At 63.3% G+C, this 25760-nt stretch carries 20 protein-coding genes; 10 read left to right on the forward strand and 10 right to left on the reverse strand.

The window, feature by feature from the left end:
* Positions 1-162 precede the first annotated feature (162 nt).
* Positions 163-1530 carry a TIGR03862 family flavoprotein gene (locus IEX16_RS14760; RefSeq protein ID WP_373288359.1) on the reverse strand — a complete coding sequence of 456 codons (1368 nt, stop codon included), beginning with the start codon at positions 1528-1530 and terminating at the stop codon, positions 163-165.
* Positions 1531-1758: 228 nt separating this feature from the next.
* Here IEX16_RS14760 and IEX16_RS14765 point away from each other — a divergent pair, with 228 nt between their 5' ends.
* From IEX16_RS14765 to IEX16_RS14775, 3 genes are all read left to right on the forward strand, one after another.
* The gene (locus IEX16_RS14765) at positions 1759-2736 is read left to right on the forward strand and encodes a LysR substrate-binding domain-containing protein (protein ID WP_188709242.1); all 978 of its coding nucleotides are present in this window, start codon (positions 1759-1761) and stop codon (positions 2734-2736) included.
* 135 nt (positions 2737-2871) lie between these two features.
* Positions 2872-3855, forward strand: coding sequence for a Bug family tripartite tricarboxylate transporter substrate binding protein (locus IEX16_RS14770; RefSeq protein WP_188709243.1), 984 nt, complete (start codon positions 2872-2874; stop codon positions 3853-3855).
* Positions 3856-3912: 57 nt separating this feature from the next.
* Entirely contained in the window at positions 3913-5328 is a 1416-nt protein-coding gene (locus IEX16_RS14775) for an MmgE/PrpD family protein (protein WP_188709244.1), read from the forward strand.
* 37 nt (positions 5329-5365) lie between these two features.
* Here the strand turns inward: IEX16_RS14775 and IEX16_RS14780 are convergent, their stop codons facing one another.
* Positions 5366-8608, reverse strand: coding sequence for a UvrD-helicase domain-containing protein (locus IEX16_RS14780; protein ID WP_373288357.1), 3243 nt, complete (start codon positions 8606-8608; stop codon positions 5366-5368).
* 133 nt (positions 8609-8741) lie between these two features.
* Positions 8742-11261: a PD-(D/E)XK nuclease family protein gene (locus IEX16_RS14785; RefSeq protein WP_188709274.1), complete on the reverse strand. Its 2520-nt coding sequence runs from the start codon at positions 11259-11261 to the stop codon at positions 8742-8744.
* A gap of 111 nt (positions 11262-11372) precedes the next feature.
* Here IEX16_RS14785 and trxA point away from each other — a divergent pair, with 111 nt between their 5' ends.
* From trxA to IEX16_RS14810, 5 genes are all read left to right on the forward strand, one after another.
* Positions 11373-11705: a thioredoxin TrxA gene (gene trxA, locus IEX16_RS14790; RefSeq protein WP_077594529.1), complete on the forward strand. Its 333-nt coding sequence runs from the start codon at positions 11373-11375 to the stop codon at positions 11703-11705.
* Positions 11706-11947: 242 nt separating this feature from the next.
* Entirely contained in the window at positions 11948-13210 is a 1263-nt protein-coding gene (gene rho, locus IEX16_RS14795; protein WP_188709245.1) for a transcription termination factor Rho, read from the forward strand.
* A gap of 209 nt (positions 13211-13419) precedes the next feature.
* A complete protein-coding gene (locus IEX16_RS14800) occupies positions 13420-13704 on the forward strand; it encodes a type B 50S ribosomal protein L31 (protein WP_188709246.1) in 285 nt (94 codons plus the stop codon).
* A gap of 102 nt (positions 13705-13806) precedes the next feature.
* Entirely contained in the window at positions 13807-15570 is a 1764-nt protein-coding gene (locus IEX16_RS14805) for a hypothetical protein (protein ID WP_188709247.1), read from the forward strand.
* Positions 15567-16910 carry an MATE family efflux transporter gene (locus IEX16_RS14810; RefSeq protein WP_188709248.1) on the forward strand — a complete coding sequence of 448 codons (1344 nt, stop codon included), beginning with the start codon at positions 15567-15569 and terminating at the stop codon, positions 16908-16910. Before IEX16_RS14805 ends, IEX16_RS14810 begins: the two co-directional genes overlap by 4 nt.
* On the opposite strand, the gene phoR is transcribed toward IEX16_RS14810, so the two are convergent.
* The 7 genes from phoR to pstS all read right to left on the reverse strand — a co-directional run bounded on the left by phoR (position 16907) and on the right by pstS (position 23768).
* A complete protein-coding gene (phoR, locus tag IEX16_RS14815) occupies positions 16907-18247 on the reverse strand; it encodes a phosphate regulon sensor histidine kinase PhoR (protein WP_188709249.1) in 1341 nt (446 codons plus the stop codon). The two genes, IEX16_RS14810 and phoR, sit on opposite strands and share 4 nt — an antisense overlap.
* The gene (gene phoB / locus IEX16_RS14820) at positions 18244-18969 is read right to left on the reverse strand and encodes a phosphate regulon transcriptional regulator PhoB (RefSeq protein ID WP_188709250.1); all 726 of its coding nucleotides are present in this window, start codon (positions 18967-18969) and stop codon (positions 18244-18246) included. Before phoB ends, phoR begins: the two co-directional genes overlap by 4 nt.
* Before the next feature lie 139 nt (positions 18970-19108).
* Positions 19109-19810, reverse strand: coding sequence for a phosphate signaling complex protein PhoU (phoU, locus tag IEX16_RS14825; RefSeq protein ID WP_188709251.1), 702 nt, complete (start codon positions 19808-19810; stop codon positions 19109-19111).
* A gap of 165 nt (positions 19811-19975) precedes the next feature.
* The gene (gene pstB, locus IEX16_RS14830) at positions 19976-20758 is read right to left on the reverse strand and encodes a phosphate ABC transporter ATP-binding protein PstB (protein WP_188709252.1); all 783 of its coding nucleotides are present in this window, start codon (positions 20756-20758) and stop codon (positions 19976-19978) included.
* A gap of 11 nt (positions 20759-20769) precedes the next feature.
* Complete coding sequence (gene pstA, locus IEX16_RS14835) at positions 20770-21645, reverse strand: phosphate ABC transporter permease PstA (protein ID WP_188709253.1); 876 nt, start codon at positions 21643-21645, stop codon at positions 20770-20772.
* Entirely contained in the window at positions 21642-22607 is a 966-nt protein-coding gene (gene pstC / locus IEX16_RS14840; protein ID WP_188709254.1) for a phosphate ABC transporter permease PstC, read from the reverse strand. Before pstC ends, pstA begins: the two co-directional genes overlap by 4 nt.
* 117 nt (positions 22608-22724) lie before the next feature.
* Positions 22725-23768, reverse strand: coding sequence for a phosphate ABC transporter substrate-binding protein PstS (gene pstS, locus IEX16_RS14845; RefSeq protein ID WP_188709255.1), 1044 nt, complete (start codon positions 23766-23768; stop codon positions 22725-22727).
* A 177-nt stretch (positions 23769-23945) separates the two neighbouring features.
* Between pstS and IEX16_RS14850 the strand changes: the two genes are divergently transcribed.
* Together IEX16_RS14850 and IEX16_RS14855 are read left to right on the forward strand one after the other, a co-directional pair.
* Complete coding sequence (locus IEX16_RS14850; RefSeq protein ID WP_188709256.1) at positions 23946-24425, forward strand: fasciclin domain-containing protein; 480 nt, start codon at positions 23946-23948, stop codon at positions 24423-24425.
* A gap of 155 nt (positions 24426-24580) precedes the next feature.
* On the forward strand, positions 24581-25726 hold the full coding sequence (locus IEX16_RS14855) for an ABC transporter substrate-binding protein (protein ID WP_188709257.1): 1146 nt from the start codon (positions 24581-24583) through the stop codon (positions 25724-25726).
* Positions 25727-25760 lie beyond the last annotated feature (34 nt).

A 25760-nucleotide genomic window follows, 5' to 3' on the forward strand; every position in this document is an offset into this window, starting at 1 on the left:
AGGAATGATGGTAGTCCAATTTCCCTGCCATGGCGCGGGACCACCGGCGGCTTACCCTTAGAGTCGGCGGTGGTCCCGCACGTGTGCCTGTAAAGCCAGTGTCACCGGGTTGAGAAAAATCAGCTATCAAATATGTAGCTGGGTACGCTCGCTGCACAGGGGCTAGAGGCCAAAATGGCTCAATACACCATGCCCTGCCACGCGCCCGCTTGCAAAACAGGCGGTCAACAGGTAGCCGCCGGTTGGCGCTTCCCAATCCAGCATCTCGCCGGCGCAGAACACCGGCCCTCCCGCCAGCGCCGTGAGCTTGAGCTGCGCATCCACCGCGTCGAAACGCACACCGCCGGCGCTGCTGATGGCTTCGTCGATGGGGCGCGCGGCCACCAGATGTATCGGCAGCGCCTTGATGGCGCGCGCCAGTTGCACCGGCTCGTTCATGGCTTCCTTGCCGAGCAACTCGTGCAGCATCGCTGCCTTGATGCCTTCAATGCTCAAGCGGCTTTTCAGGTGGCTGGACAGAGATCGTGAGCCGCGCGGATGGCGCACCTCGACCAACACCTGTTCAAACGACTTGTCCGGCAACAGGTCCAGCGTGAAGGTGGCGCTGCCGTGGGCGGAAATTTCATCGCGCAGCAAGCTGGAGGCCGCATAAATCAGACTGCCTTCGACGCCAGTGGCGGTGGCGACGAACTCGCCCTTGCGGCTGAAACTGCGGCCCTGCGAATCAGTGAAACTGATGGCCACCAACTTGAAAGGCTGGCCGGCGAAGCGGCTGCTGAAGTGTTCTGTCCAGCCCGGCTGCTGCGACGGGCCCGTACCGATCAGTTCTTTGAAAAAGTCGCGGCGGGTTTCACCCTGCGCCGCCGCTGCCAGAGCGTGCGGCTCCGGGCCCACATCGAATCCGCAGTTCGACGGCTGCAGCGGTGCGACGGCCACACCGCGTTCGCTGAGGAGCGGCACCCATGCACCGTCCGATCCGAGTCGCGCCCAGCTGCCACCGCCCAAAGCCAGCACCACGGCATCGGCCTGGAAGGATGTTTCACCGGTGGGTGTCGAAAATCGCAGCGCGCCATCGTCGGTCCAACCCAGCCAGCGGTGCCGCATCGAAAACTTCACGCCGGCGCCGCGCAGGCGCTGCAGCCAGGCGCGCAGCAGCGGCGCGGCTTTCATGTCCTTGGGAAACACGCGCCCCGAGCTGCCGACAAAAGTCTCCACACCCAGTGCCAGCGCCCAGGCGCGCAACTCTGCCGGTCCGAAAGCCGCCAGCAGAGGCTGTATCTGCCCGGCGCGTTCGCCATAACGGCTGAGAAAAGCCCCCGCTGCCTCGGAGTGCGTCAGGTTCAAGCCACCCTTGCCCGCCAGCAAAAACTTTCGTCCGACCGAGGGCATGGCGTCGAAAAGCTGCACCTCCAGCGCCGCACTGGCGCTGGCCAGGACTTCGGCCGCCATCAGACCGGCCGGACCGCCGCCGATGACGGCGATGCGCCTAGGTCCACCGGTGGGTGGGGGGACAAGAGAAGTCAAGGGGATTCCGTTCGTAGAAAAAACAGCTGCTGCGAGCGCAGGCTGGCGGACATTTGGGCACAGCGCCCGGAAGGCCGTCCCCAGCGGCGTCGATGGGGACGGCCAGGGTCAGCGCTGTGGATGCGTGCCCCATTTTAGGCGCTGCCAGTCGGTCCAAGACATGGCGCCACTGCAGAGCGCCACAGATCGGCTGGGTTAAAGTGAGGCCGGCAGGACTCGACATGGTGATGCACTTTGGAACTACGGCAGCTCAAATACTTTATTGCGGTGAGCGACTCGGGCAGCTTCTCCAAGGCGGCGGAACAGGCGCACGTTGTCCAGTCTGCACTGTCGCAGCAAATCGCCACCCTGGAAGCCGAACTGGACGTGCAATTGCTGGTGCGCAGCCCGCGCGGCATCACCCTGACAGCGGCCGGACAGTTGTTCTACCAGCAGGCCCAGCATCTTCTGCGCCAGGTCGAACATGTCAAGGCGCAGGTGCGGGAAGGCGAAGGCCGTCCGGGCGGGCCGGTGTCCATCGGGCTGCCCAACACCACTGCGGCGCAGCTGTCCCTGCCGCTGCTGGAGGCTTGCCTGAAGCGATATCCCGGCATCGCGCTGCACATCATGGAGGGCATGAGCCGGCAATTGCACCGGGCCGTGACCAATGCCAGCGTAGACATGGTGATCCAGTTCTCAGGACAACCCGTCCACGGGCTGAAAGTCGAACGGCTAGCGACGGAAGAGTTATTTCTGATCAGCAGCGCGCAAGGCCGTGCGCAATCAGGCGGGGTGAACGAAGTAAGCGAAATCGCCCTCGCCGAACTGCGCGACATGCCGCTGCTGCTCCCCGAGCGAGGCAATGGCCTGCGCGACCTGCTGGACAAGGCCTTGCTTGAAAAAGGTCTGGAAATTACGCCGCTGGCGGAACTCGGCTCGGCAGCGCGGCTGGCCGAAGCGGCAATCAAAGGCGTGGGTGCCACGCTGCTCCCCTGGGGATCGTTCCACCAGGCCCATGCCGACGGCAAGCTGCGTGTGCAACGTATCCGGGAGCTGCCGATACAGCGCGACTTGCTGCTGTGCGTTTCCAGCAGTATGGCATTGACCGATGCGGCCAGCGCGGTGCGTTCGCTGGTCAGGAACGTGGTGCAGGACGTGATCCGCACGGGGATATGGCAGGCGCCCGATGCAGCCGTCGGCCGTCCGCTGGCAGCAACGCGCACCGGGCAATGAATTTTCCAGATGGCCGCATCACTATTCTTCATTGGTTCCTGAACGCTGGCGCTTATATAGTGGGCTGGCACCAGGAAAGCCAGCTTCGCAGCCGGCTTTCCTGCCATCCAGCCATCCAGCCATCGAGGAGACATCATGAAATACAACCGACGACAAGGGCTGCAGTCCCTGGGCGCCGCGCTGGCCTGCGCCGCCCTGCCGCAACTGGCCCATGCCCAGGCCGATTGGCCTGCCAAACCGATCCGCTTCATTGTCCCGGTCGCTCCGGGAGGCTCCGCCGACATGCTGGCGCGAACTCTAGGCGATCGGCTGGGCAAGGCGCTGGGCCAGACCTTTGTGGTGGATAACATCAGCGGCGGCGGCGGCGTGATCGCCACGCAAGCCACAGCGCGGGCGAATCCCGATGGCCACACCCTGATGCTCAGCTACTCGGCGACTCACAGCACCAACCCGGCGGTCCGCAAGCTGCCCTACGATGCGGCCAGGGACTTCACGCCGGTGGCGATGATAGGCGGCACCCCCAACGTCCTGGTCGTCAACCCGGCCGTGAGTGCCAACAACGTCGCCGAGCTGATCGCCCTGCTCAAAGCCAACCCGACCAGATACAGCTACGGCTCTGCCGGACAGGGCACCCTGACACACCTTGCGATGGAACAGTTCAAGGAAGCAACGCGGACCTTCATGGTGCACGTGCCCTACCGTGGCGGCAGCCCGATGATGGCGGACCTGCTGGGCGGCCAGATAGAGGCCGGCCTGCCCAGCCTTTCCACCGCCATGTCGCACATCCGCAGCAAGCGTATCCGCGCACTGGCTGTCACCAGCGCCAGGCGGCACCCGGCGCTGCCAGATGTACCAAGCCTGGCGGAGTTGGGCGTGAAGGGTTTTGACAGCGTCCAGTGGTACGGCGTGCACGGGCCGGCCAACATGCCCTCGGCGGTGGTCCAGCGCCTCAATGAGGAAATCAACCGGCAACTCTCCACACCCGATCTCAGCGAGAAGCTTTCGCATGAAGCCATCAACCTGATGCCCATGACGCCGGACCAGTTCGGCCAGTACGTCAAAACCGACTCGGCGCAGTGGATCGAGCTGGTGAAAACCAGAAAACTCACGATGGATTGAAGCGTCACCGCAACGCCCGCCCACTTCATTGCCCGAACAACCTGCCGTGCCGAACCCATGACGCCTGTCCCCCATCCCACCGCGCTGCCCGTTTCGCCCCCGGCCGTGACCCAGCTGCTGGCCACATTTGTCGCCAGCCACCCGTCCCGCGGCTGGAGCGATGCGATCGAGCAAGAGGCTCACCGCACTTTCCTGAACTGGCTGGGCTGCGCCATTGGTGCCTCCACACATGCCGCGGTCGATGCGGCGCTGGCCAGCGTGCGCGAATTCGAACCTTCGGCGCAGGCCACTGTGCTGGGGCGCAACGAACGCGTGGACATGGGCAGCGCCGCGCTGCTCAACGGAATTTCGTCGCACCTGTTCGATTTCGACGATACCCACTGGAAAACGTTGATCCATCCCGCCGGGCCGGTGGCTTCAGCCGCCCTCGCGCTGGCTGAAAAAACCCATGCCAGCGGACGGGAACTGGTTGACGCACTGGTGCTGGGCATCGACGTTGCGTGTCGCGTCGGTATCGGCTTATACCCGGGGCACTACGACCAGGGGTGGCACATCACCGGCTCCACCGGCGCACTGGGCGCCGCCGCCGCGTGCGCGCGCCTGCTCAAGCTCGATGCGAAGCGCTGTGCGATGGCGCTGGGGCTGGCAGCCTCACAACCCATCGGCGTGCGCGAACAGTTCGGCACCATGGCTAAATCCTTTCATCCTGGCGCTGCCGCGCGTGCAGGCCTGAACGCCGCGGTCATGGCACGCCATGGCTACACCGCATCGGCCAAAGTCCTCGAGGCGCCGCGCGGCTACCTGCAGGTGCTCACCCCCACGCCGAACTGGCAGCAGATGATCGAGGGACTCGGTACCCATTTCGAAATTTCCGCCAACACCTACAAACCATTTGCCTGCGGTGTGGTGATCCACCCCGCCATCGACGGCTGCGTCCAGCTGTTTGAAGGGGGACTGAAGCCAGACGACATTGCGCGCGTGGAGCTCAGGGTGCATCCGCTGGTTCTGGAGTTGACCGGAAAATCCGCGCCATCCGACGGCCTGGAAGGCAAGTTCAGCATTTATCACGGCTGCGCCGTGGGCTTGGCGCTGGGCGCCGGAGGCGAAGCCGAGTTTTCCGACGAGATCGTCAGGCGCTCCGATATCGTCGCGCTGCGTAACAAGGTCACGGCCACAGTGGACAGCACCGTTCGCGAAGCAGCCGCTGGCATCACCGTGCACTGCAAGGACGGGCGGCGCTTGCAAGTTTTCGTCGAGCATGCCATCGGCAGCCGCGAACGCCCGCTGTCCGACCAGCGCCTGGTCGCGAAATTTGATGCGCAGGTGACTCCGATATTAGGCGCTGACCGCAGCACCCGGCTGATCGAGCTGTGCCGCGCGATGGCCGATCAGCCATCGGTGCAGGATCTGTGCCGCGCGAGCGCATCCGCCCTGCCTGCCATGGTGAGCCGGGCCGCTTCGGTCGCGGCCTGAGCGGCCAGAAGGCGACCGCAGGCATCCGCCGTGATGCTTACGCCTGCGCCTCCACCACCTCGAACAAAGCGCCGTCCGGCGTCAGAAACGCTGTACGAACAACCTCATCCGGATAGAGGGCCTGCACCGCCGCACCATAGGCCCGCATCTGTTCCCGTAGGTCTGGGACCTGATGCGGAGCAGCATGCGACTTGTAGTCCAGCACCCACCAGTGCCCCTCATGCCCGGCGTCCCTGCGCTGCACCAGGCGGTCCAGTCGGAGCAACTGGCCGCCATGGAACAGCTCGACCTCGTTGCCCTGCCAGGCAAGCACTTGTTCATCCCAGGCCCAGGCGCCCTCGCCGGCCAGGATGCTGCGCGCACGGTCTGCGGCCAGCTGGCCCTGCGCCGGGCTCAGGCGGAACTCACGGACCACGGCACGCAGCTGCGTGGGCGCCAGCGTCCCCCACTCGAGCAACCGGTGCATGGCCTGGCCGATACGGGTCACGTCCGCATCCTCATCTGCTACAACTTCGATAGCTGTTGACGCAGGCAGGACGGGGGCAACAGGCAGTTCCAGCAGGTAGTCTAGCGCGCGCGCGGTGGCGCCTTCCAGCAGCTGCGCCGGCGGCACCGGGATTTCCTTAAGCAGCCGGTCCAGCCGACGCCACCAGCTGTCGGCGGGTTCGCGGTGCGGCGTGATCGACGACAGCACCAGGGTGTGGCGCGCGCGGGTCAGCGCCACATACAGCGCGTTGAGCTCCTCGCGCCGGCGCGCGGCATGCTCCTCGGCCAGCGTCTCCACCGCGCAGGCCGGCGGACGTGTCTCGCTGACCAGGAACACGAATTTTTTCGGCGCCACATCCTCGCCGGGCCAGTCCACCAGCACACCCATGCTGTCGGGGTTGCGCTCCAGGGTGTCGGTGTCCAGCAGCAGCACGGCTTCGGCCTCCAGGCCCTTGGCACCGTGGATGGTCAGCAGGCGCACCGCCTCGTCGCTGACAGTGGCCGGCGCCAATTGGCCGCCGGCCTTGAGCGCGCGTACAAAGGCATAAGGCGTGGCGTAACGCCCACCGTCGAGCTGCAGCGCCACCGCCAGCAAGGCTCGCAAGTTGGCCAGCACACTGGCGCGCTGCGCATCCGGCGCGGCGGCTGCAAATTTGGCCAGCACATCGCCGTGGTGGTAGATCGCCTGCAGCGCGTCGTGCGGTGGCAGGGCATCCAGCCAGCCTTTGTAGAGCATCAAAACTGGCCTCAGCCCTTTTGTGTCGGGTACTAACTGCTCTGATTTTTGTAGCACCTCGAACCAGGACCGGCCCGTGTCGGCGCGCTGTAACGCGATCTGCACCAGCGTTTCGTCGCCCAGGCCGAACAGCGGCGACTTCAGCGCGCGCGCCATCGACAAATCGTGCTGCGGAGAGACCAGCACGTCCAGCAGCGCAACGATGTCCTGCACCTCGCAGCAATCGATTAGCGCGGTCTTCTCGCCGACCACCGCCGGGATATGCAGCGCACGCAGCTCGTCCTGCAAGGGCAGCAGGCCGGCGCGTTTGCGCGACAAGACCATCACGTCTTCCGGCTTAAGACCGCCAGCGATCTGCTGTGATATCCAGGCGGCGGCCTGGCGCGCCTCAAGCGTGCGCAGAGTTTCCTCGGGAATCTCGCGCGGCGTGGTCAGGCTGTCGCGCCACCCGCCAAGTTCGACTGAATCGGCTTCGTCTTCCTTGCTGCGAGGGATCGCCGGCAGCCGCCCGACCGCGCCGGCCTCCAGCGATTCGCTGGTGTGTTCGCGAAAACCGTCGTAACCGTCGGCGTCGCGCGCGGCACCCATGGCAGTGTTGACGGTGCTGATCACGCGCTGCGCATTGCGCCGCGTGTGGTCACAACTGAGCAGCTCACCATCCAGGCCTTGACGCACAAACTGCTGTGCCGCCTTGAACACCTGCGGCTCGGCGCGCCGGAAGCGGTAAATGCTCTGCTTGGGATCGCCGACGATGAACACGCTGGGTGCCGTGCCCGCTCCGCCGTAAGCGCTGAGCCAGGACCACAGCGCCTGCCACTGCAGCGGGTTGGTGTCCTGGAACTCGTCGATCAGCAGGTGCCGGATGCGGGCGTCCAGCCGCTGCTGCACCCAGCCCGACAGCAGTTCGTCGCCCAGCAAGGTCAGCGCCGCCGTTTCGATGTCGTTCATGTCGACCCAGCCGCGCTCCTGCTTGAGCGCGCTGAACTCCGCGATCAGCAGACGCGCCAGCCGCGCCATGCGCTGCTGATAAAGCCAGGCAACGTGCTGCTGGCACGCCGCCAGCACGCGCAGCACCAGCTCTTGCGCAACACGGACCAACTCGATCCCCACAATTTTTTCGCCGAACTTGCGCGCTGTGCCCTTCTCCGTCAATAGCGCTGCAAACGCAGCTTGCATGTCGCCGGCGGTCAGCGCCTGCTCCAGCTCCACACCCTTGGCCGCAAACGTCGGCGCACTGGCGCGGGCCAGCGCCAGCGCCGCGTCGCGCAGGGTCTGGCGGTGAAAGCGGTTGCTGGTCAGCAGCTCCTCCGGATCGTCGAGCCCGCCGAACTCGGTGAACTGCACGGTGAAATGCTGCACCGAGCTGTCGACCACACCGGTGGCATCAGCCAGCACAAACTCGGTGCGTTTGTCGAGTGCTGCCTGCAAAGCCTTGTCGGCCTGAAAACGGCCATAGGTTTGCACCACGGCCTCGAAGTCAGCCCTAAGCTCGGGCTGGTCCACCAGCGCGGCATAAAAACGCCGCCAGACCAGGGCTCGGGCTGGCGCGTCATCTTCCAGCAACTCGTAGTTCAGCGGCAAGCCCTGCTGCTGCAACAAGGCCAGAGGCGCGCTGCGCAGCAAGGCGGCGAACCAGCTGTGGAAGGTGCGTATCTGCACCGCACGGCCAGTCTCCAGAATGCGTTGGTATAAATTTGATAGCTGCTCACGCCCGTCCGGCGGTGGCTGCGGTCCTTTTTCATACGCAAAACCGCGCATCGCCAGTTCCCTCATCAGGGTCGCATCGTCAGCCTGGGCGAATTGCTCCAGCCACTCATACAGGCGCTCGCGCATCTCGCCGGCCGCACGTTTGGTGAAGGTGATCGCCAGAATCTCCTGCGGCTGCGCGCCGTCCAGCAGCGCCCGCACGATGCGCGAGACCAGCATCCAGGTCTTGCCCGCGCCGGCGCAGGCCTCGACCGCCACGCTGCGCCGCGGGTCGCAGGCAATCGCATAAAAAGCATCGGCCGAGACCGGCTGACCGTTGTGTTCATACGCGGCTTGTGGGGTCATCGCCATGGCCCCAAGCATCCAGCAGAGCCGCTCTCCCAAGACCAGTCGGGGCCGCGGATCTGGCTTTGCCAGTCCGCAGGCGCAGCGGCCCCCTCGGGGGGCAGAGAGCTACACGAAGTGGGGAGCGTGAGTTCTTTGTTCATTGCCAAAAATCCTTGCGGCATAAGCCTCTTGCCGAACAGTACTCGCAGGCCTTGCCCTCACCCAGCGCCCGCAGCGGCGTGCCACGGGCCACCCGCGCCATGTCGGTGAGGATGCTGTCGAGCAGCTCATCGCGCAGGGCCACAATCTCGGCTTGTTCGTAAGTGCGCGTGGCTTCCTTCTCGCCCAGGTTCACATAAGCGGCCGCTAGCGTGTCGTCTTCCACCAGGCCGGCATAGAACGCCAGTTGTGTGTCTTCCTGGGGCTGCTTGAGGCGTTCCCGGGTGGTGCCACTGGCTTCTGTCTTGTAGTCGAGCACCAGTGCGCTGCCGTCCGAAAGCCTGTCGATACGGTCTATGGTGCCTATCAAGGTCAGCTCGCCCAACGGCGTTTGCCGTTCAACCTCGGCAGCCTGGAATACCGCGCCGGCCGCTTCATGTTCCGCCAGCCAGGCCAGGTAGCCCTCGCGCACGCGCGGCCAGCTCGCCGCGAACGGCAAAAACTCACTCTCGCTCAGGCCCATGTCACGCGCTGCCTGATCCGAGGCATGGTTGATCAGGATTTCGCGCGCCCGCAGATCGGGTGCAGGCGCTGCCTGCAGCGTTTCATGAAAGATCTTCAGCAGGGAGTGCAGCCAGTTGCCGAAGTCGCGCTTGCCGATTTCGGTGTCCAGCTCGTCGACTTCCTGCAGGCGCAGCTGACGCAGCGCAAAAAAACGGTAGGGGCAGCGCCGCAAGTCCTCGTACGCGCTGGCCGACAGACGCTTGACCGGCAGGGCCTCACCGCTTGGCATCGGATGCGGCGTCGGCAGCAACTGCAAAGGGCGCAACACCCGTGGGTCCGCGGCCATCGCGATCTCGTTTTGCAACTGCAACTCCTGCACAAAACCACTGGGCATCAGGCGCTCGCCGTTGTGACTTTCACGCCAGAGCAGGTCCAGATGCGAAAACTGCAGCACGTGTCGCCAGGCGGCCCGTTGCGCCAGGGCATCGGCCTCGCGCGAAGGCAGACCCAGCAGCTCGCGCTGCGGCGGCGTCCAGTTGCCCGACGGCTCCGGCGATACCGGAAGGTGCTGCTCATCACAACCGGCCAGCACCACCGCCTGCAGGTTGCGGCCCAGCAACTGGCTCAGGGGCAGGATCACCACCTGCTCCTGGGCCGGGTGCGGGGGCTTGAAACTTTCCGCCTCCAGCGCCTGATTGACCCAGACGGTGAAACCCGCGAGATTAATGCGTGCGTCCGCGTCGGCGAACTCGGCCTCCGCTCCCTCGTCAAGCCGCAGCGCTTCGAGCACCGCCTGGCCCGCCACGTCGCGCACCAGGCCATCCCACTGTCCGGCCGCCTGCAGCGCAGCCCGCAAGTCGCGCAGCCAGGTGGCCAGCGCACGCGGCCGCTGCAAACCGTCGCGCAGCAGGTTCAGCCGGACCGCCAGCAGGCCGGCGACAGGCAGGGATGCGCCGACGGCGCGCCACTCGCGCACACCACCCCGGCGCAACTCTTTTTCGGCGGCGGCGACCTCGGTCGCCTCAAAAGCCGGTGCATTTTTGAGCCAGTCCAGCACGGCGTCGGTACCAGTGTTCCAGCTCGCGGCGCGCAGCAGGCCCATCAGGGTCGCAGCGGCACGGGTGGTGGAGAGTTTCCAGCCGGTTTCGTCACGCAGCGCAATGCCTGCCTCACCGAGCATGGCGCGCACCCGACGCGTCAGTTCACGGTCCTGCGCCACCAGTGCGACCGGACTGCGGCGCTGCGCCAAGTGCGCCAACACACAGGCAGCAGCGCGCTGCGCCTCGGCCTCGAAATCGGGCGCCGCATGTAGTGCAGGCACATGCGGCTCAGCGGGAAAATCGAGCGAAATCGAGACCGCCCGCTCACCGAAGTGAACCTTCAGCGCCCCGGTGACCGGCTCCGTCTGGAAACCCTCCAGCACCACCAGCAGGTCCACCGCCTCGGTGGCCTGGGGGGAAAACAACACATCCGACGGATAGCTGGAGGTCGCCGCCCAGGCCAGTGCAATCTGGCCCAGCGCCGCCTCGAGCTGCAACACCGGCGCGTCCAGGCCGGCAACCAGCAAGGCGCCCAGCCGCGCACCCCAGGCCGGCCGCTGGCCGGGAGCAACAGCCGCCGCCAGCCGGGCCAGCGACGATGCCGCCTCGACCAGCCGAGGGGCCAGCACCTCCTGCTGCGCGCCCAGCCCGGCGCGCGCCAGCAGCGAGGCTGCCGTGAGAACGTCGCGCGCGGTGTTCTGGCGCAGGTCGCCAGGCGCCGGTTCCAAGGCGCCCAGGCGGGTGGCCCAGTTCATGGTGGTTTCAAAACGCGGCAGGAAATGGCTTACGCCCGCTGACGCTGACCAAGCGGCCCTGGCCTCGTTCATTAGCTGCGCATAGGGCAGCAACACCACCGCGCGCGCGGGATGTACGCCGCGCACGCGCAGCAGGCCGGACAACTGCACCGTGACCTGCGCCCAGCAGGAAGCGCCGGGGCCGTAAGCCGCGGGCACGCCCTCGCCTATCACGCCCATAGCCGGAACAGGAGGTTTGGTGCGCAACGGGGGGACTTGGTTTCTGCCACAATGCCTTCAACTTTAGCTTCTATTGACACAATTTCCTGAACCCTCCCCAAAGGACATGCCATGGCCAGCGAACTGATCAAACATACCACCGATGCCACCTTCGAAGCCGATGTGCTGCAGGCCTCCAAGCCGGTGCTGGTGGACTACTGGGCGGAGTGGTGCGGTCCCTGCAAGATGATTGCCCCAATTCTTGACGAAGTGGCCACCGGTTACGACGGTCGCCTGCAGATCGCCAAGATGAATGTGGATGAGAACCGCGACATCCCCGCGAAGTTCGGCATTCGCGGCATCCCGACCTTGATGCTGTTCAAGGACGGCCAGCTCGCCGCCACCAAGGTCGGCGCCATGAGCAAGGCCCAACTGACTGCCTTCATCGACCAGCAACTGGCATAACACGCCCCTACCTGCCGCCACGAAGTCCGACTCCGCCGTCGGCCCTTCGTGTGCAGCATCTCCCCCGCCCTGCCGCGCGGACAAACCCCCTGAATTTCCTGTCATAATGACTTTGATCGCTGACTGGCCACTGCCGGTCGGTTCGAGTTCCCGGTTTGTGAAGCGCCTCTAGCTTCCTTTCAGACCTCCCCCGTTTTAAAAAATGAACTCCGCGAGGAGTTGACTTCACGCAAGGTTTTCCCATGCACTTAAACGAACTCAAGGCACTGCACGTGTCTGAAGTCCTCAAGCAGGCCGAAGAACTAGAGATCGAAAACGTCGGCCGCATGCGCAAGCAGGAGCTGATGTTCGCCATCATCAAGAAGCGCTCCAAAACCGGTGAAACCATCGTCGCTGACGGCGTGCTGGAAGTGCTGCCCGACGGCTTCGGCTTTCTGCGCGCACCGGACTCCAGCTACACCGCCAGTACCGATGACATCTACATAAGCCCGAGCCAGATTCGCCGCTTCAACCTGCACACCGGCGACATGATTGAAGGCGAAGTGCGCACCCCGAAAGACGGCGAGCGCTACTTTGCATTGAACAAGCTCGACAAGGTCAATGACGGCGCGCCCGAGGCGAACAAACACAAGGTGATGTTCGAGAATCTGACACCGCTGTTCCCGCGCGAACAGTTCAAACTGGAACGCGACATCAAGGGTGAAGAAAACCTGACCAGCCGCATCATCGACATCGTGGCGCCCATCGGCAAGGGCCAGCGCGCCTTGCTGGTCGCACCGCCCAAGTCCGGCAAGACTGTGATGATGCAGAACATCGCCCACGCGATCACCGCCAACTATCCCGAAGTCGTGATGATGGTGCTGCTGGTCGACGAGCGCCCTGAAGAGGTTACTGAAATGCAGCGCAGCGTGCGCGGCGAAGTGATCTCCTCCACCTTTGACGAGCCCGCTGCCCGCCACGTGCACGTCGCCGAAATGGTGATCGAACGCGCCAAGCGCTTGGTCGAACTCGGCAAGGACGTGGTGATCCTGCTGGACTCGATCACCCGCTTGGCCCGCGCCTACAACAACGTGCTGCCCTCTTCCGGCAAGGTGTTGACCGGTGGTGTCGATGCCAATGCGCTGCAGCGCCCCAAGCGTTTCTTTGGCGCAGCCCGCAAGATCGAGGAAGGCGGCAGCCTGACCATCATCGGCACCGCGCTGGTCGATACTGGCAGCCGCATGGACGAGGTGATCTTTGAGGAATTCAAGGGCACCGGCAACTGCGAAATCCACCTGGACCGCCGCCTGTACGAAAAACGCGTGTTCCCGGCGATCCACCTGAACCGCAGCGGCACCCGCAAGGAAGAGCTGCTGCTGGCCCCGGAAATCCTCCAGAAATCGCGAATTCTGCGCCAGTTCATGTACAACATGGACGAGATCGAATCCATGGAGTTGATGCTCAAGAACATGAAGGCCACCAAGAACAACCACGAGTTCTTTGACATGATGCGAAGGGGTGGTTAGCCCCCACGTTCGCTCACTGCGTGTAGCTCTCTGCCCCCCTGGGGCGGCGCTGCGCCTGCGGCCCGGCAAAGCCGGTTCCGCGGCGCCGGCTGGCTATAGATACCGTCCAAAATCTGCGCTAAGTGATTGATTTCGTGGCATAATGTGAGGCTTCACGGAAAGTGCCCAGAACTGGTCTGAGTGGCTCCCGAAACGAACAAGGAAAGATCATGAAAGAAGGCATTCACCCCAATTACCGCGAAGTTTGTTTCCTGGACATGTCGAACAACTTCAAGTTTGTAACCCGCTCATGCGCCAACACCAAAGAAATGGTGAAAATGGAAGACGGCCGCGAACTGCCCCTGTACAAGCTGGATACGTCCAGTGAGTCGCATCCCTTCTACACCGGCACACAGAAATCCGTGGACAACATGGGTGGCCGCGTCGAGAAGTTCCGCAACCGTTTTGGCAAAACACCTGCCAAAGAGGCTGCTGCGGCACCGGCTGTCGAGTAAGCTGCCAAGCTTCTTCCAGCCACATAAAAAGCAGCCTGCGTGTCAGGCTGTTTTTTTTTGCCCCAAAATCGGGCATTCCTTTTCCCGTACATCTGATCTCCCTTGAACAAGCCCTCCCCAGCCATCATTGCCCAGTCTGCGGTCCGCCGCCTGCCCAGGCTTGCCTTGCTGCTGTTCTGCATCGCTTACGTATTGCCCGGTTTTCTGGGCCGCGGGCCCTGGAAAAATGCCGACATTGCAGCCTTCGGCACCATGCGCGAACTCGCGGCCGGCAACACCAGCTGGTTGCATCCGCAACTGCTGGGGCAAGCGGGCGAATTTGAAGCGCTGGCGCCCTACTGGTTGGGCGCGCTGGCGATCAAGGCTTTTCCCTTTCTCGATCAGGCGTTTGCGGCCCGCATCCCCTTTGGCCTGCTGCTGGCGCTAACGCTGCTTGCCACCTGGTACGCGGTGTATTACCTGGCGCGCAGCCCCCAGGCCCAGCCGGTGGCTTTTGCATTTGGCGGCGAAGCCAGCCCGGTGGACTATGCACGCGCGATTGCCGATGCCGGCCTGCTGGCCCTGATTGCCAGCCTGGGACTGGCGCAGCTCTCGCACGAAACCACGCCGGCACTGGCCCAGCTCAGCTTCATGGCGCTGGTGTTTTACGCCATGTCGGCCAGCGCCTACCGCAGCGCCTACAAGATCATCGGTCCCGCGCTGGGCCTGGCCCTCGGCCTGGCCGGCCTGGCGCTGAGCGGCGCACCCACCGTGGCCGTGCTGCTGGGCGCCGGCAGCACCCTGCTTGCGCTGAGCAGCACGCAAAACGCCCGTCCTGAAAAAATCGAAACACACGCCTGGCGTTGGGTATTTCTGGCAGGCACGCTGACCCTGGCGGTGGCTGCACTGTCATGGGCGCTGGACCTCTGGCGCTGGCGCATTGAAATCCCCGGTCTGGCCGATCCGGCGGGCCGCAAGGAATGGCGCAGCCTCGCACGTTTGCTGATCTGGTTCACCTGGCCGGCCTGGCCCCTGGCCGCCTGGACACTTTGGCGCTGGCGCCGGCAACTGACCAGCCGGCATGTGGCGCTGCCGCTGTGGTTTGCGGCAGTGGCCCTGGGCGCCACCGTGACCACCACGGCGTCGGACCGCAGCCTGCTGCTGAGCCTGCCACCGCTGGCCGCATTGGCCGCCTTTGCCCTGCCCACACTCAAGCGCAGCGTGGCCTCGCTGATCGACTGGTTCACTCTGCTGTTTTTCACCGGCTGCGCAGCCATCATCTGGATCATCTGGATTGCCATGCAGACCGGCATGCCCAGGCAGCCGGCCGCCAATGTCGCGAAGCTGGCGCCGGGGTTCGAGCCAAGCTTTTCCTGGCTGGCCTTTCTGGCGGCGGTGATTGCCACGCTGGCCTGGGCCTGGCTGGTGAAATGGCGGGCCGGCGCGCAACGCGCCGCGATCTGGAAGTCCATGGTGTTACCGGCGGGCGGCGCCACGCTGTGCTGGCTGCTGCTGATGACTCTGTGGCTGCCGCTGCTCGACTATGCGCGCAGTTATGCGCCGCTGTCTCGGCAGGTGGCAGCGCGCGTCAACCCCAATGCCTGTGTCGAGGTTTACGGCCTGAACAGCGCGCAGGTTGCGGCCTTCCAGTACCACGGAAATCTCAAGTTGCGCCAGGCTGGCGCCAAGGCCGCCTGTCCCTACCTGGTGGTGGACGCCGATGCGCAGGCCACGCTCAGCGAGACCGTCGACATGCCCGAGTGGGCTTACCTGGCCACTCTGCGGCGGCCTACGGACAAGAATGAAAACGTGGCGCTGTACAAAAGGGTCAGCCTGGCCGCGACGGCCCCGGCGTCCACGCCAGCACCGGCCCGCCAGCGGCCGTGAGCGAACTCAAGCTCATCAGCAAACACGCCGGCACGGTACTGGTCGGTCAGCTCGCAATCATGGCTTTCGGCGTGGCCGATACCGTCATCGCTGGCCGCTACAGCGACCAGGCCCTGGCAGCGCTGTCGGTCGGCTCCGCCATCTACATCAGTGTTTATGTAGGCCTGATCGGCATCGTGCAGGCGCTGCTGCCGATCTGGGCCGAGCTGCACGGCGCGCGGCGGCCGCAAGCACTGGGCGCCTCCCTCAGGCAAAGCCTCTACCTGTGCGCCCTGCTGACGCTCGCCGGTGTCGCCGCTCTGCTTTCACCCGGCCCCTTGCTGCGCTGGGCGCAGGTGCCCGATGCGATGCAGGGCGAGGTCAGGCAGTACCTGGCCGTCCTGGCTGTGGCGTTGCTGCCATCGTTGCTGTTTCGTATCTACAGCACCCTCAACCAGTCGCTTGGCCACCCGCTGCTGATCACCTGGCTGCAACTGGGCGCGCTGCTTGTCAAGATCCCGCTGTCCATCTGGCTGGTCGCCGGCGGTGCCGGTATCGCCCCCTTGGGCGTGGTCGGCTGTGCCTGGGCGACACTGGTGGTCAACTACGGCCTGATGCTTTTTGCGCTGTTGATGTTGCGCACCCAGGGCCTGTACCACCCCTATCTTCTGTGGGCGACCATGGAAAAACCCGACTGGCGCCAAATTGGCGGCTTCGCCCGCCTTGGCATTCCGGGTGGGATAGCCTACCTGGTAGAGGTCACGTCCTTCACGCTGATGGCCCTTTTCATCGCGCGTCTGGGCACCGCAGCGTCGGCCAGCCACCAGATCGCCGCCAGCATAGCCTCGGTGCTCTACATGGTGCCGCTGTCCATCGCCATCGCCTGCAGCGCGCGCGTGTCATTCTGGACAGGCGCCGGTCAGCCGGTCCAGGCTGCACTTGCCGTTTGGACAGGTTTTAGGCTTGTAGCCCTTTCTGCAACTGCATTAGCAGCTATTTTATTGATAGCAAATCGAAGTATCGCCGGACTTTACTCGGCAACACCCGCCGTGGCGCAACTGGCGTCCGGGCTGCTGCTGTGGGTGGCTGTTTACCATGTGGGAGACGCCGTACAAGCGGTCTGCGGATTCTTGCTGCGCTGCTACCGCATTACCTTAACGCCGCTGCTGCTCTACGCCATCATGCTGTGGGGCATGGGCCTTCTGGGCGGCTATACCCTGGCTTACCAGGGGCTCGGGCCCTACCCGGCGATGCCATCGGCGGTGAGCTTCTGGGCTGCCAGCACTGGCGGCATGGCTTTGGTGGCGCTCAGCCTGGCCGGGTTGCTTTGGAACACCGTCCGGCGCAGCACCCACGATTAGGCCGGAAGCTGCCGCACCCGCGCGGCTGGGAACACAATCGAAAAGCGCGAACCCTGCCCAAGCTGACTTTCGATCTGCAATTCGGCGCCGTGGCGCTGGGTGACATGTTTGACAATCGCCAGCCCCAGACCGGTGCCACCGGTCTCGCGCGAGCGGCTGCGGTCGATGCGGTAAAAGCGCTCGGTCAGGCGTGGAATATGTTCCGAGGCAATGCCTGGCCCGCTGTCCTGCACCTCGAAACGACCGCGGCCATCGTCCAGCAGCATCCAGCTGACCCGGATCAGCCCACCCGACGGTGTGTAACGCACGGCATTACTCGCCAGATTGGACATGGCACTGAGCAACTCGTTATGAACGCCAGCGAGCTCGCAAACCTGACCTGCATCGAATTCCAGGCGATGCCCGCTCGGCGCCAGCAGCGCCGACAGGGCGCGCGCCTCCTGCTCGCATTGCGCGAGCAAGGCGCCGGTACCGACCCAGCCGGCGGTGTCGGGAAGCGGGCTGCCTTCCAGGCGCGACAAGGTCAGCAAATCATTGACCAGTGTCTGCATGCGCTGCGACTGCTGCGCCATCAGTCCCAGGTAGCGGTTGCGTTCCGGCTCTTGCAAGGGCAGCGTCTGCAGGGTCTCGATGAAGCCGGAGAGCACGGTCAGCGGGGTCCGGATTTCATGCGACACATTGGCCACAAAATCGCGTCGCATGGCTTCGGCCAGTTCCAGTGCGGTGATGTCGCGCGACAGCAGCAGCCGGCGTTCGTTGCCATAAGCGTGCAGATGGACCGACAGCTTGACTGGGCGCGCCGGCGTGGACAGGCCGCCGGGAATGATCACATCACTGGCAAAATCTGCGGAGCTCAGATAAGCAGAGAAGGACGGGGCTCTGACCAAGTTGGCGATGTGCTGCATGACATCGCGCTTGGCGTCAAAACCGAAATGCTGGGCCGCCGTCTGGTTGCACCATTCGATCCGTCCTTGCGCATCCAGCAGCACCACTCCGTTCGGCGAAGCCTGCATGGCCGACAAAAATTCATTGAGCCGCGCCTGGCTTTCCTGGTATTGACGGTCGCGGTCTTTCAGCAAACGCCGCATCCGGCCCGCCACATCGCCCCAGACGCCGCCCGGGACACTCGCCATGTTCGCCGTCACGCCGGGCACGTCGGCGTTCTGCTCGCTTCGCAGCCACCTCAGCAGACGGGCAATTTGCAGGGTGTCCAGCAAAAGCCAGGAAAAACCCGCCAGCAACAAGCCAGGCTCGATGCCATCCTTGCCTGCCAGCCCCCAACCCGCACCCGACCCGAGCAGCAGGCAGGCTGCAAAAACCACCCAGCGATTGATCATGAACGGGATTGTGCCGCAGCAAGTACACCAGCAGACGCCAGCGAGGTCAGCCGATAGCCTGCACCCCGGACGGTTTCCACCATCGCCCCGGCCAATCCCAACGCTTCGCGCAGACGCTTGACATGGACATCGACGGTACGCTCTTCAATGAACACATGGTCGCCCCACACCTTGTCGAGCAAGGTACCCCGGCTGTGCACGCGCTCCGCGTGTTTCATCAGGTAGTGCAGCAGCTTGAACTCGGTCGGTCCCAGCTTGAGTTCCTGACCCTGGTAGAAGATGCGGTGCGTCCCGGCGTCGAGCATCAACTCGCCAACGGTCACGCTGTCGTTGACCGACTCCGGCGCGCGCCGACGAAGCACAGCGCGTATGCGCGCCAGCAGTTCCTGCGTCGAGAAGGGCTTGGTGATGTAGTCGTCGGCGCCCGCATCCAGGCCCGCCACCTTGTCGGGCTCGTCGCCTCGGGCGGTCAGCATCAGAATGGGAATCGCCTTGGTGCGCGGCTCCTTGCGCAGATGGCGCGCCAGCGCCAGGCCGCTTTGCCCGGGCAGCATCCAGTCCAGCAGGATGGCGTCGGGCAGCACCGCATCGAGCTCACGTTGCGCGGCCACGCTGTCGCCGGCGATCACTGGTGTGAAGCCACCGTGCGTGAGGTTGACCGCGATCAACTCGGCGATTGCGGGCTCATCTTCGACAATAAGGATGCGTGGCTGGTGTTTCATGTTAAAGCCAGAGGTGAGCGCCGCGACCGGAAACCCCTTCTTTCACCAGCCGGGGCCGCGGGTCCGGCTTCGCCGGCCTGCAGGCGCAGCAGCCCCCTCGGGGGGCAGGAAGCCACACGCAGTGAGCGACCGTGGGGGCTCATTTGACCGCAGACTCGATCTGCTCCATCGGCGTGTGCCGCACGTCGGCGCCCTTGACGATGTAGATGATGAACTCGGCGATGTTCTTGGCATGGTCCCCGACGCGTTCAATGGCCTTTGCGACAAACAACAGATCCAGGCTGGGCGAAATGGTGCGAGGGTCTTCCATCATGTAGGTGATGAGCTTGCGCACAAAACCGTCGAACTCCTGGTCGATCAGGTCGTCCTCCTTGAGGATGGACACCGCTACCGCCGTATCAAGACGCGCAAAGGCGTCCAGCGCCTTGCGCAGCAGGCCCGAGGCCAACTCGGCCGCCACCGTCAGCTCGGAGGCCGGCAAGGCACGCGAGGACCCGCTTTCAATGATGGATTTGACCATGCGGGCAATTTTTTCAGCCTCGTCGCCAGCACGTTCGAGGTTGGCCGTGGTCTTGGAAATTGCAATCAAGAGGCGCAGATCTCGCGCCGTCGGCTGGCGCCGCGCGATGATGGACGACAGGTCTCGGTCAATGTCGATTTCCATCGCATTGACGCGGGCCTCGGCTTCGATGACCTGGTTGGCGGTCTCGGCGCTGAACTGCGACAGCGCGTGGATGGCCAAGCGGATCTGCGACTCGACCAGGCCGCCGAGTTCCATCACGCGTGAAGACACGCCGTTGAGTTCGCTGTCGAACTGGGTGGACAAATGTTTTTCAGGCATATTTTCCCTTTGGGTTATTTGCCGTTGCAATCGATGCCGCAACGCATGAAACACTGAGTACGAAGCCAGCAGGCGCCGCGGATCTGGCTCCGCCAGTCCGCAGGCGCCGTCCCCGGAGGGGAATTCCGGCTACACGCAGTGAGCAGAGACAGGGAAGAGCTTTGTTCATCCGAAACGGCCAGTGATGTAGTCTTCTGTTTCCTTACGTTTGGGCTTGAAGAACAGGTCTTCGGTGGCACCAAATTCGATCAGGTCGCCCAGGTACATGTAGGCGGTGTAGTCGCTGCAGCGCGCAGCCTGCTGCATGTTGTGCGTGACGATAACCACGGTGTAGTCCTTTTTGAGCTCGGCGATCAGCTCCTCAATCTTGGCCGTCGACAACGGGTCCAGCGCCGAGCAGGGCTCGTCGAGCAGCAGCACTTCGGGCTTGATCGCAATACCGCGGGCAATGCACAGGCGCTGCTGTTGGCCACCGGACAGGCTGGCACCGTTTTGGTTGAGCTTGTCCTTGACTTCGTTCCACAGCGCGGCCTTGCCCAGCGCCCATTCGACGCGCTCGTCCATGTCGCTGGCGCTCAGGCTTTCAAACAGCTTAACGCCGTAGGCGATGTTGTCGTAAATTGACATGGGAAACGGCGTCGGCTTCTGGAACACCATGCCGATACGCGCGCGAATCAGCGAGACGTCTTCCTTGGAGGTGATCATGTTTTCACCGCCCATCATGACCTGGCCTTCGGCGCGCTGGTCGGGGTACAGCTCGTACATGCGGTTGAAGGTACGCAGCAGGGTTGACTTGCCGCAGCCCGAAGGGCCGATGAAGGCCGTCACTTTTTTCTCGGGGATATCGAGGCTGACGTTCTTGATGGCGTGAAACTTGCCGTAATAAAAATTCAGATCGCGCACCGACATCTTGACGGATTCGTTGCGTGCCACAGTAGATGTTTGCATGGAATATTTCCTCAGTTTTTATTTCTGAATAGCACGCGGGCGAGAATATTCAGCGCCAGCACACCCAGCGTGATCAGCAACACGCCGGCCCAGGCCAGTTTTTGCCAGTTCTCAAACGGGCTCATGGCAAATTTAAAAATCGTCACCGGCAGGCTGGCCATGGGCTGGCTCAGGTCGCTGGTCCAGAACTGGTTGGACAGCGCGGTAAACAGCAGCGGCGCAGTTTCACCAGCCACACGGGCCACCGCCAGCAGCACGCCGGTCACCACACCTGCCTGCGCGGCACGCAGCGTGATGCCCATGATGACTTTCCACTTCGGGCTACCCAGCGCATAAGCCGCCTCCCGCAGCGCGTTGGGCACCAGCCTGAGCATGTTGTCCGTGGTGCGGATCACCACCGGGATGATCAGCAGAGCCAGCGCCACCACACCAGCCCAGCCAGAAAAACTCTTGACCTGGGCTACCACCAGAGCATAGACAAAAAGGCCAACCACGATGGACGGCGCCGACAGCAGGATGTCGTTGATGAAGCCGGTCAGCTTGCCCAACCGCGTGTGCGCACCGTACTCGGCCAGGTAGACTCCGGCCAGCACACCGATGGGCGTGCCCACCACGGTCGCCAGCAGCACCATGGTGATGGAGCCGAAGATGGCGTTGGCCAGCCCTCCGATTTCGGCATTGGGTGGCGGCGTCATTTCGGTAAAAAGGGCCAGACTCAGGCCGCCCAGCCCGAGACGGAAGGTTTCAAACAGGATCCACATCAGCCAGAACAGGCCAAATACCATGGCGCCCATGGACAGTGTGATGGCGACCGCGTTGACCGTTTTGCGGCGGTGAAATTTGGCCATGCGCCCCTGCTGCGCGGTATCGGAAACGAGGGAATTCATGTGCGTACTCCTTCGCCTTTTTGCAGCCGCGACAACAGCAGCTTGGAGAGCGACAACACGACAAAGGTGATGAAAAACAGCACCAGACCCAGGTAAATCAGCGCCGCCTGGTGCAGACCTTCGCTGGCTTCGGCAAATTCGTTGGCCAGTGCCGAGGTGATGCTGTTGGCCGCCTGAAACAGCGACAGTGAGTCGAGCTGGTTGAAATTGCCGATGACAAAAGTCACCGCCATAGTCTCACCCAACGCGCGGCCCAAGCCGAGCATGATGCCGCCGATAACGCCGGCCTTGGTGTAGGGCAGCACGATCTTGAACACCACTTCCCAGGTGGTGGCGCCCAGCGCGTACGCCGATTCCTTAAGCATGGGCGGGGTCACCTCGAACACATCACGCATAACCGAGGCAATGAAGGGAATGATCATGATGGCCAGGATGATGCCGGCAGCCAGAATGCCGATGCCGACCGGCGGGCCGGAGAACAACGCACCGAGGTAAGGCACATCGCCAAACGCCGCCTGCAGCGGCGCCTGGACATATTTGGCCAGGATGGGGCCAAACACCAGCAAACCCCACATGCCATAAACAATCGAAGGCACGGCGGCCAGCAATTCAATCGCCACGCCAAGCGGGCGCTTGAGCCAGCGCGGCGACAACTCGGTGAGAAACAGTGCAATGCCAAAACTGACGGGCACGGCAATCACCAGTGCCACCAGCGAGGTCATCAACGTGCCGTAAATCATCACCAGGCCGCCATATTTGTTCTGCACCGGATCCCATTCGGAGGTCCAGAGAAAACTCAGGCCGTATTCCTTGATGGCCGGCCAGGCACCCATGACCAGCGACAAGATGATGGCGGCCAGAAGCAGCAAGGTAGCGATGGCGGCAAGCCGGGCCGCCCATTCGAAAATCAGGTCTGCGGTGCGGCTGGACCGGCGCGGGTTCGGGGTCGGCGGAACTGCCATGGTGGTATCTCTGCTGCTGTATGGACTTGCAGGAAGTGTAGCTGCCAAGTGAGGCTCCTCTCCGGATGCAGAAAAGGCGAAACGGCATCCACCGCTTCGCCTTTCAAGGGGTTGTTTTTATTTGAAAGCGACTGCTTTGCCGGCACCGTCGGTGATCTTGCTCCAGGACTGGCGAATCACGTTCTTGACAGCGTCAGGCATCGGCACGTAGTCCAGATCGTCAGCCATCTTGTCACCGCCGTTGTAGGCCCAGTCAAAAAACTTCAGCGCCTGGGTGGCCTGCGCAGGCTTGTCCTGCTTGGCGTGCATCATGATGAAAGTAGCACCGGTGATAGGCCAGGAATCCTTGCCGGGCTGCTCGGTCAGCACCTGGTAAAACGATTTGGCCCAGTCTGCGCCTGCAGCCGCTGCCTTGAAGGCGGTGTCGCTGGGTTGCACATAGACGCCCGTGGCGTTACGCATCGCAACGTGGGTCTGCTTGTTTTGCTTGGCGTAGGCGTATTCCACATAACCGATCGAGTTAGGCAGGCGTTGCACGAAGGCGGAAACACCCTCATTGCCCTTGCCGCCGGCGCCGGTTGGCCAGTTCACCGCCGTGCCCTCACCCACTTTGGATTTCCACTCGGGATTGACCTTGGACAGGTAATTGGTAAACAGGAAGGTGGTTCCGGAACCATCGGCACGGCGCACAACAGCAATGGCTGTGTCCGGCAGCGGCACGCCAGGGTTCAATGCGGTAATGGCCGCGTCATTCCACTTGGCAATTTTGCCCAGGTAAATGTCACCCAGCACGGCACCGGTCAGCTTGATCTGGCCGGCAGCAATACCCTTGATGTTGACCACAGGCACCACGCCACCAATCACGGTCGGGAACTGTAGCAAGCCGTCCTTGGCCAGCTCGGCGTCCGTCAGCGGCGCGTCGGAAGCACCGAAGTCGACGGTTTTACCGCGAATCTGGCGCATGCCAGCACCGGAGCCGACTGACTGGTAATTGATACGAACACCGGTGGCTTTGTTGTAGGCGTCGGCCCACTTGGCATACACCGGAGCAGGGAAAGAAGCGCCAGCGCCGGTCACATCCTGGGCACTGGCCACAGCGGTCACAGACAAGGCCGTCAGGGCCACCATGCCGGCCATCGTTGCTTTGAAGTTCAGCTTCATTCGTATACCTCTTGAGTTAAGGAAAGTGGACAGATGAAAGGAATGTAAGAAGCTTGTGTGACAACGGCATGACAAATGCAAAAGACCGGGTTATCCCGTGCGATTACCCGAAACGTCACGCAGTTGTCACACAAGCTGCCTACGCTCAGGCCTGTTTATCAACCTAGGAGTGAGCATATGTTTTCCCGTCGTACCTTGTTTGCAGTAGCTGCCACCGCACTCGTCTCGGCTTGCGCCAGCATGTCCGGCCCAAAAACCGTGGCGGACACGCTTGCCGCCAATCCCTCGCTGAGCACGCTCAACGGCCTGGTTGTTCAGGCCGGAATGGCACCGACCTTGCAAGGCGCCGGCCCTTTCACCCTGTTTGCGCCAACCAATGACGCCTTCAAGGCAGTACCGCAAAAAACCATGGAAGCGTTGGCAAAAGATCCGGCCATGCTCAAGGATTTGCTGGCTTTTCACGTCGTTCCCGGAAGAATGGCTTCTGCCGACATCAAGTCCGGTCCGGTGAAAACCGTCAACGGCGCCAGCCTGGCCGTTGCCAAAGCCGGTGATTTCGTCACTGTGGAAGATGGCATGGTGCAAAACGCCAACATCACCGCGACCAATGGTGTGATCCACACAGTCGACCGCGTGATGATCCCGCCAGCCAAATAATAAGTCGCCAGAGGCGCTGCAGACCGATTTGCCTTCGCAGCTGTTGTTCAAGCCCCTGAAGGCGCTAGCCCATACGCAGCAAGCGTAGACAGCTACTTATTTAATAGCAATTCACCAGGACAGGCGGAGCCAGCCAGGCTGCGCTATGGACAACCATGTTCCCACGCAACACTTTGCCTACCCGCCGCCGCCTTCTTCAAGGCACAGCCTTGCTGGCGGCCGCCACCGCCCTGCCCGGCTTCGCACAATCGAACCGTCCGGCAGCTTCCCGCAGCCTGGTCGTCGCGCAATTGGTGGACTACTCGCTGGTCCAGCAAGACGTCTCGAAGGACTTTTTGATCGGCTCACGCGCGGCTTGGCAGGACATCAATGCCCGTGGCGGCATCCGCGGGCGGCGAGTGGAGCACCTGGCGCTGGAAACCGACGGAACGCCGGCCAGCGTGCAAAAGGCATTAGCCACCGTGCGTGACATCCCCAATTGCGTGGTGTTGTCCGGGAGCGTGGGCGACCGAATGGCCGGCCAGGTGGTCGTGCAGTTACAAAAGGACAATCTGGGTCTGGCTCACGCCGCACCCTGGCTGCAAAATTCCAGCCTGGACATTGATGAGCAGACTTTCCCGATCTTTGCCGCGCGGCAGGAGCAGATTGCCTACGCCCTGAAGACCCTGTCCGTGATGGGCATGCAGGAGCTGGGCGCTGTGTACGCTTCGCCACAGGACCACGCGGCCTATCACAGTGAGGTCGAGCGTATCGCCAGCGGCATGAAGCTCAAGCTGCAGTCGTTTCGAGGTGCCGACAACCTGCGCGCCATTGGCCAGCAGCTGACGCCGCTCACGCCAGCCGTGCTGCTGTTTGTCGGAGGCACGCCCGAGCTGGCAGAGTTCACGCAGGGCCTGGAAAAGCAGTCTCGCCAGCGTTACATCGTGGCGCTGGCCGATGTCAATCTGCAAACCATGCTGCAAATGGGCGCCGCCCGCAACACGCCAGTGATTGCGACCCAGCCAGTGCCTCTGGTCAACGCGAGTCTGCCGGTCGTGCGCGCCTACCGCGAAACCCTGGCCCGCCTGTTCGACGAACCCCCCACCTCCCTGAGTCTGGCGGGCTACATCGCCGCGCGCTACACCATGGATGTGCTGGCCGAAGTCGATGGCCCGCCCACACGACAAAGCGTGCTTGCAGCCTTCCAGCGCCGGTCCAAGGTCGATATCGGTGGTTTTCTCGTCCGCTTCAACCCACAGCGGCGCAGCAACACCTATGTCACGCAAAGCATGATGACGGCAGACGGTAGGCTGATCGGATAAATGGCCCCCACGCTTGCCACTGCGTGTGCTGCGC

It is taken from the genome of Polaromonas eurypsychrophila, assembly GCF_014641715.1.
In the GTDB taxonomy this organism is placed as follows: domain Bacteria; phylum Pseudomonadota; class Gammaproteobacteria; order Burkholderiales; family Burkholderiaceae_C; genus Polaromonas; species Polaromonas eurypsychrophila.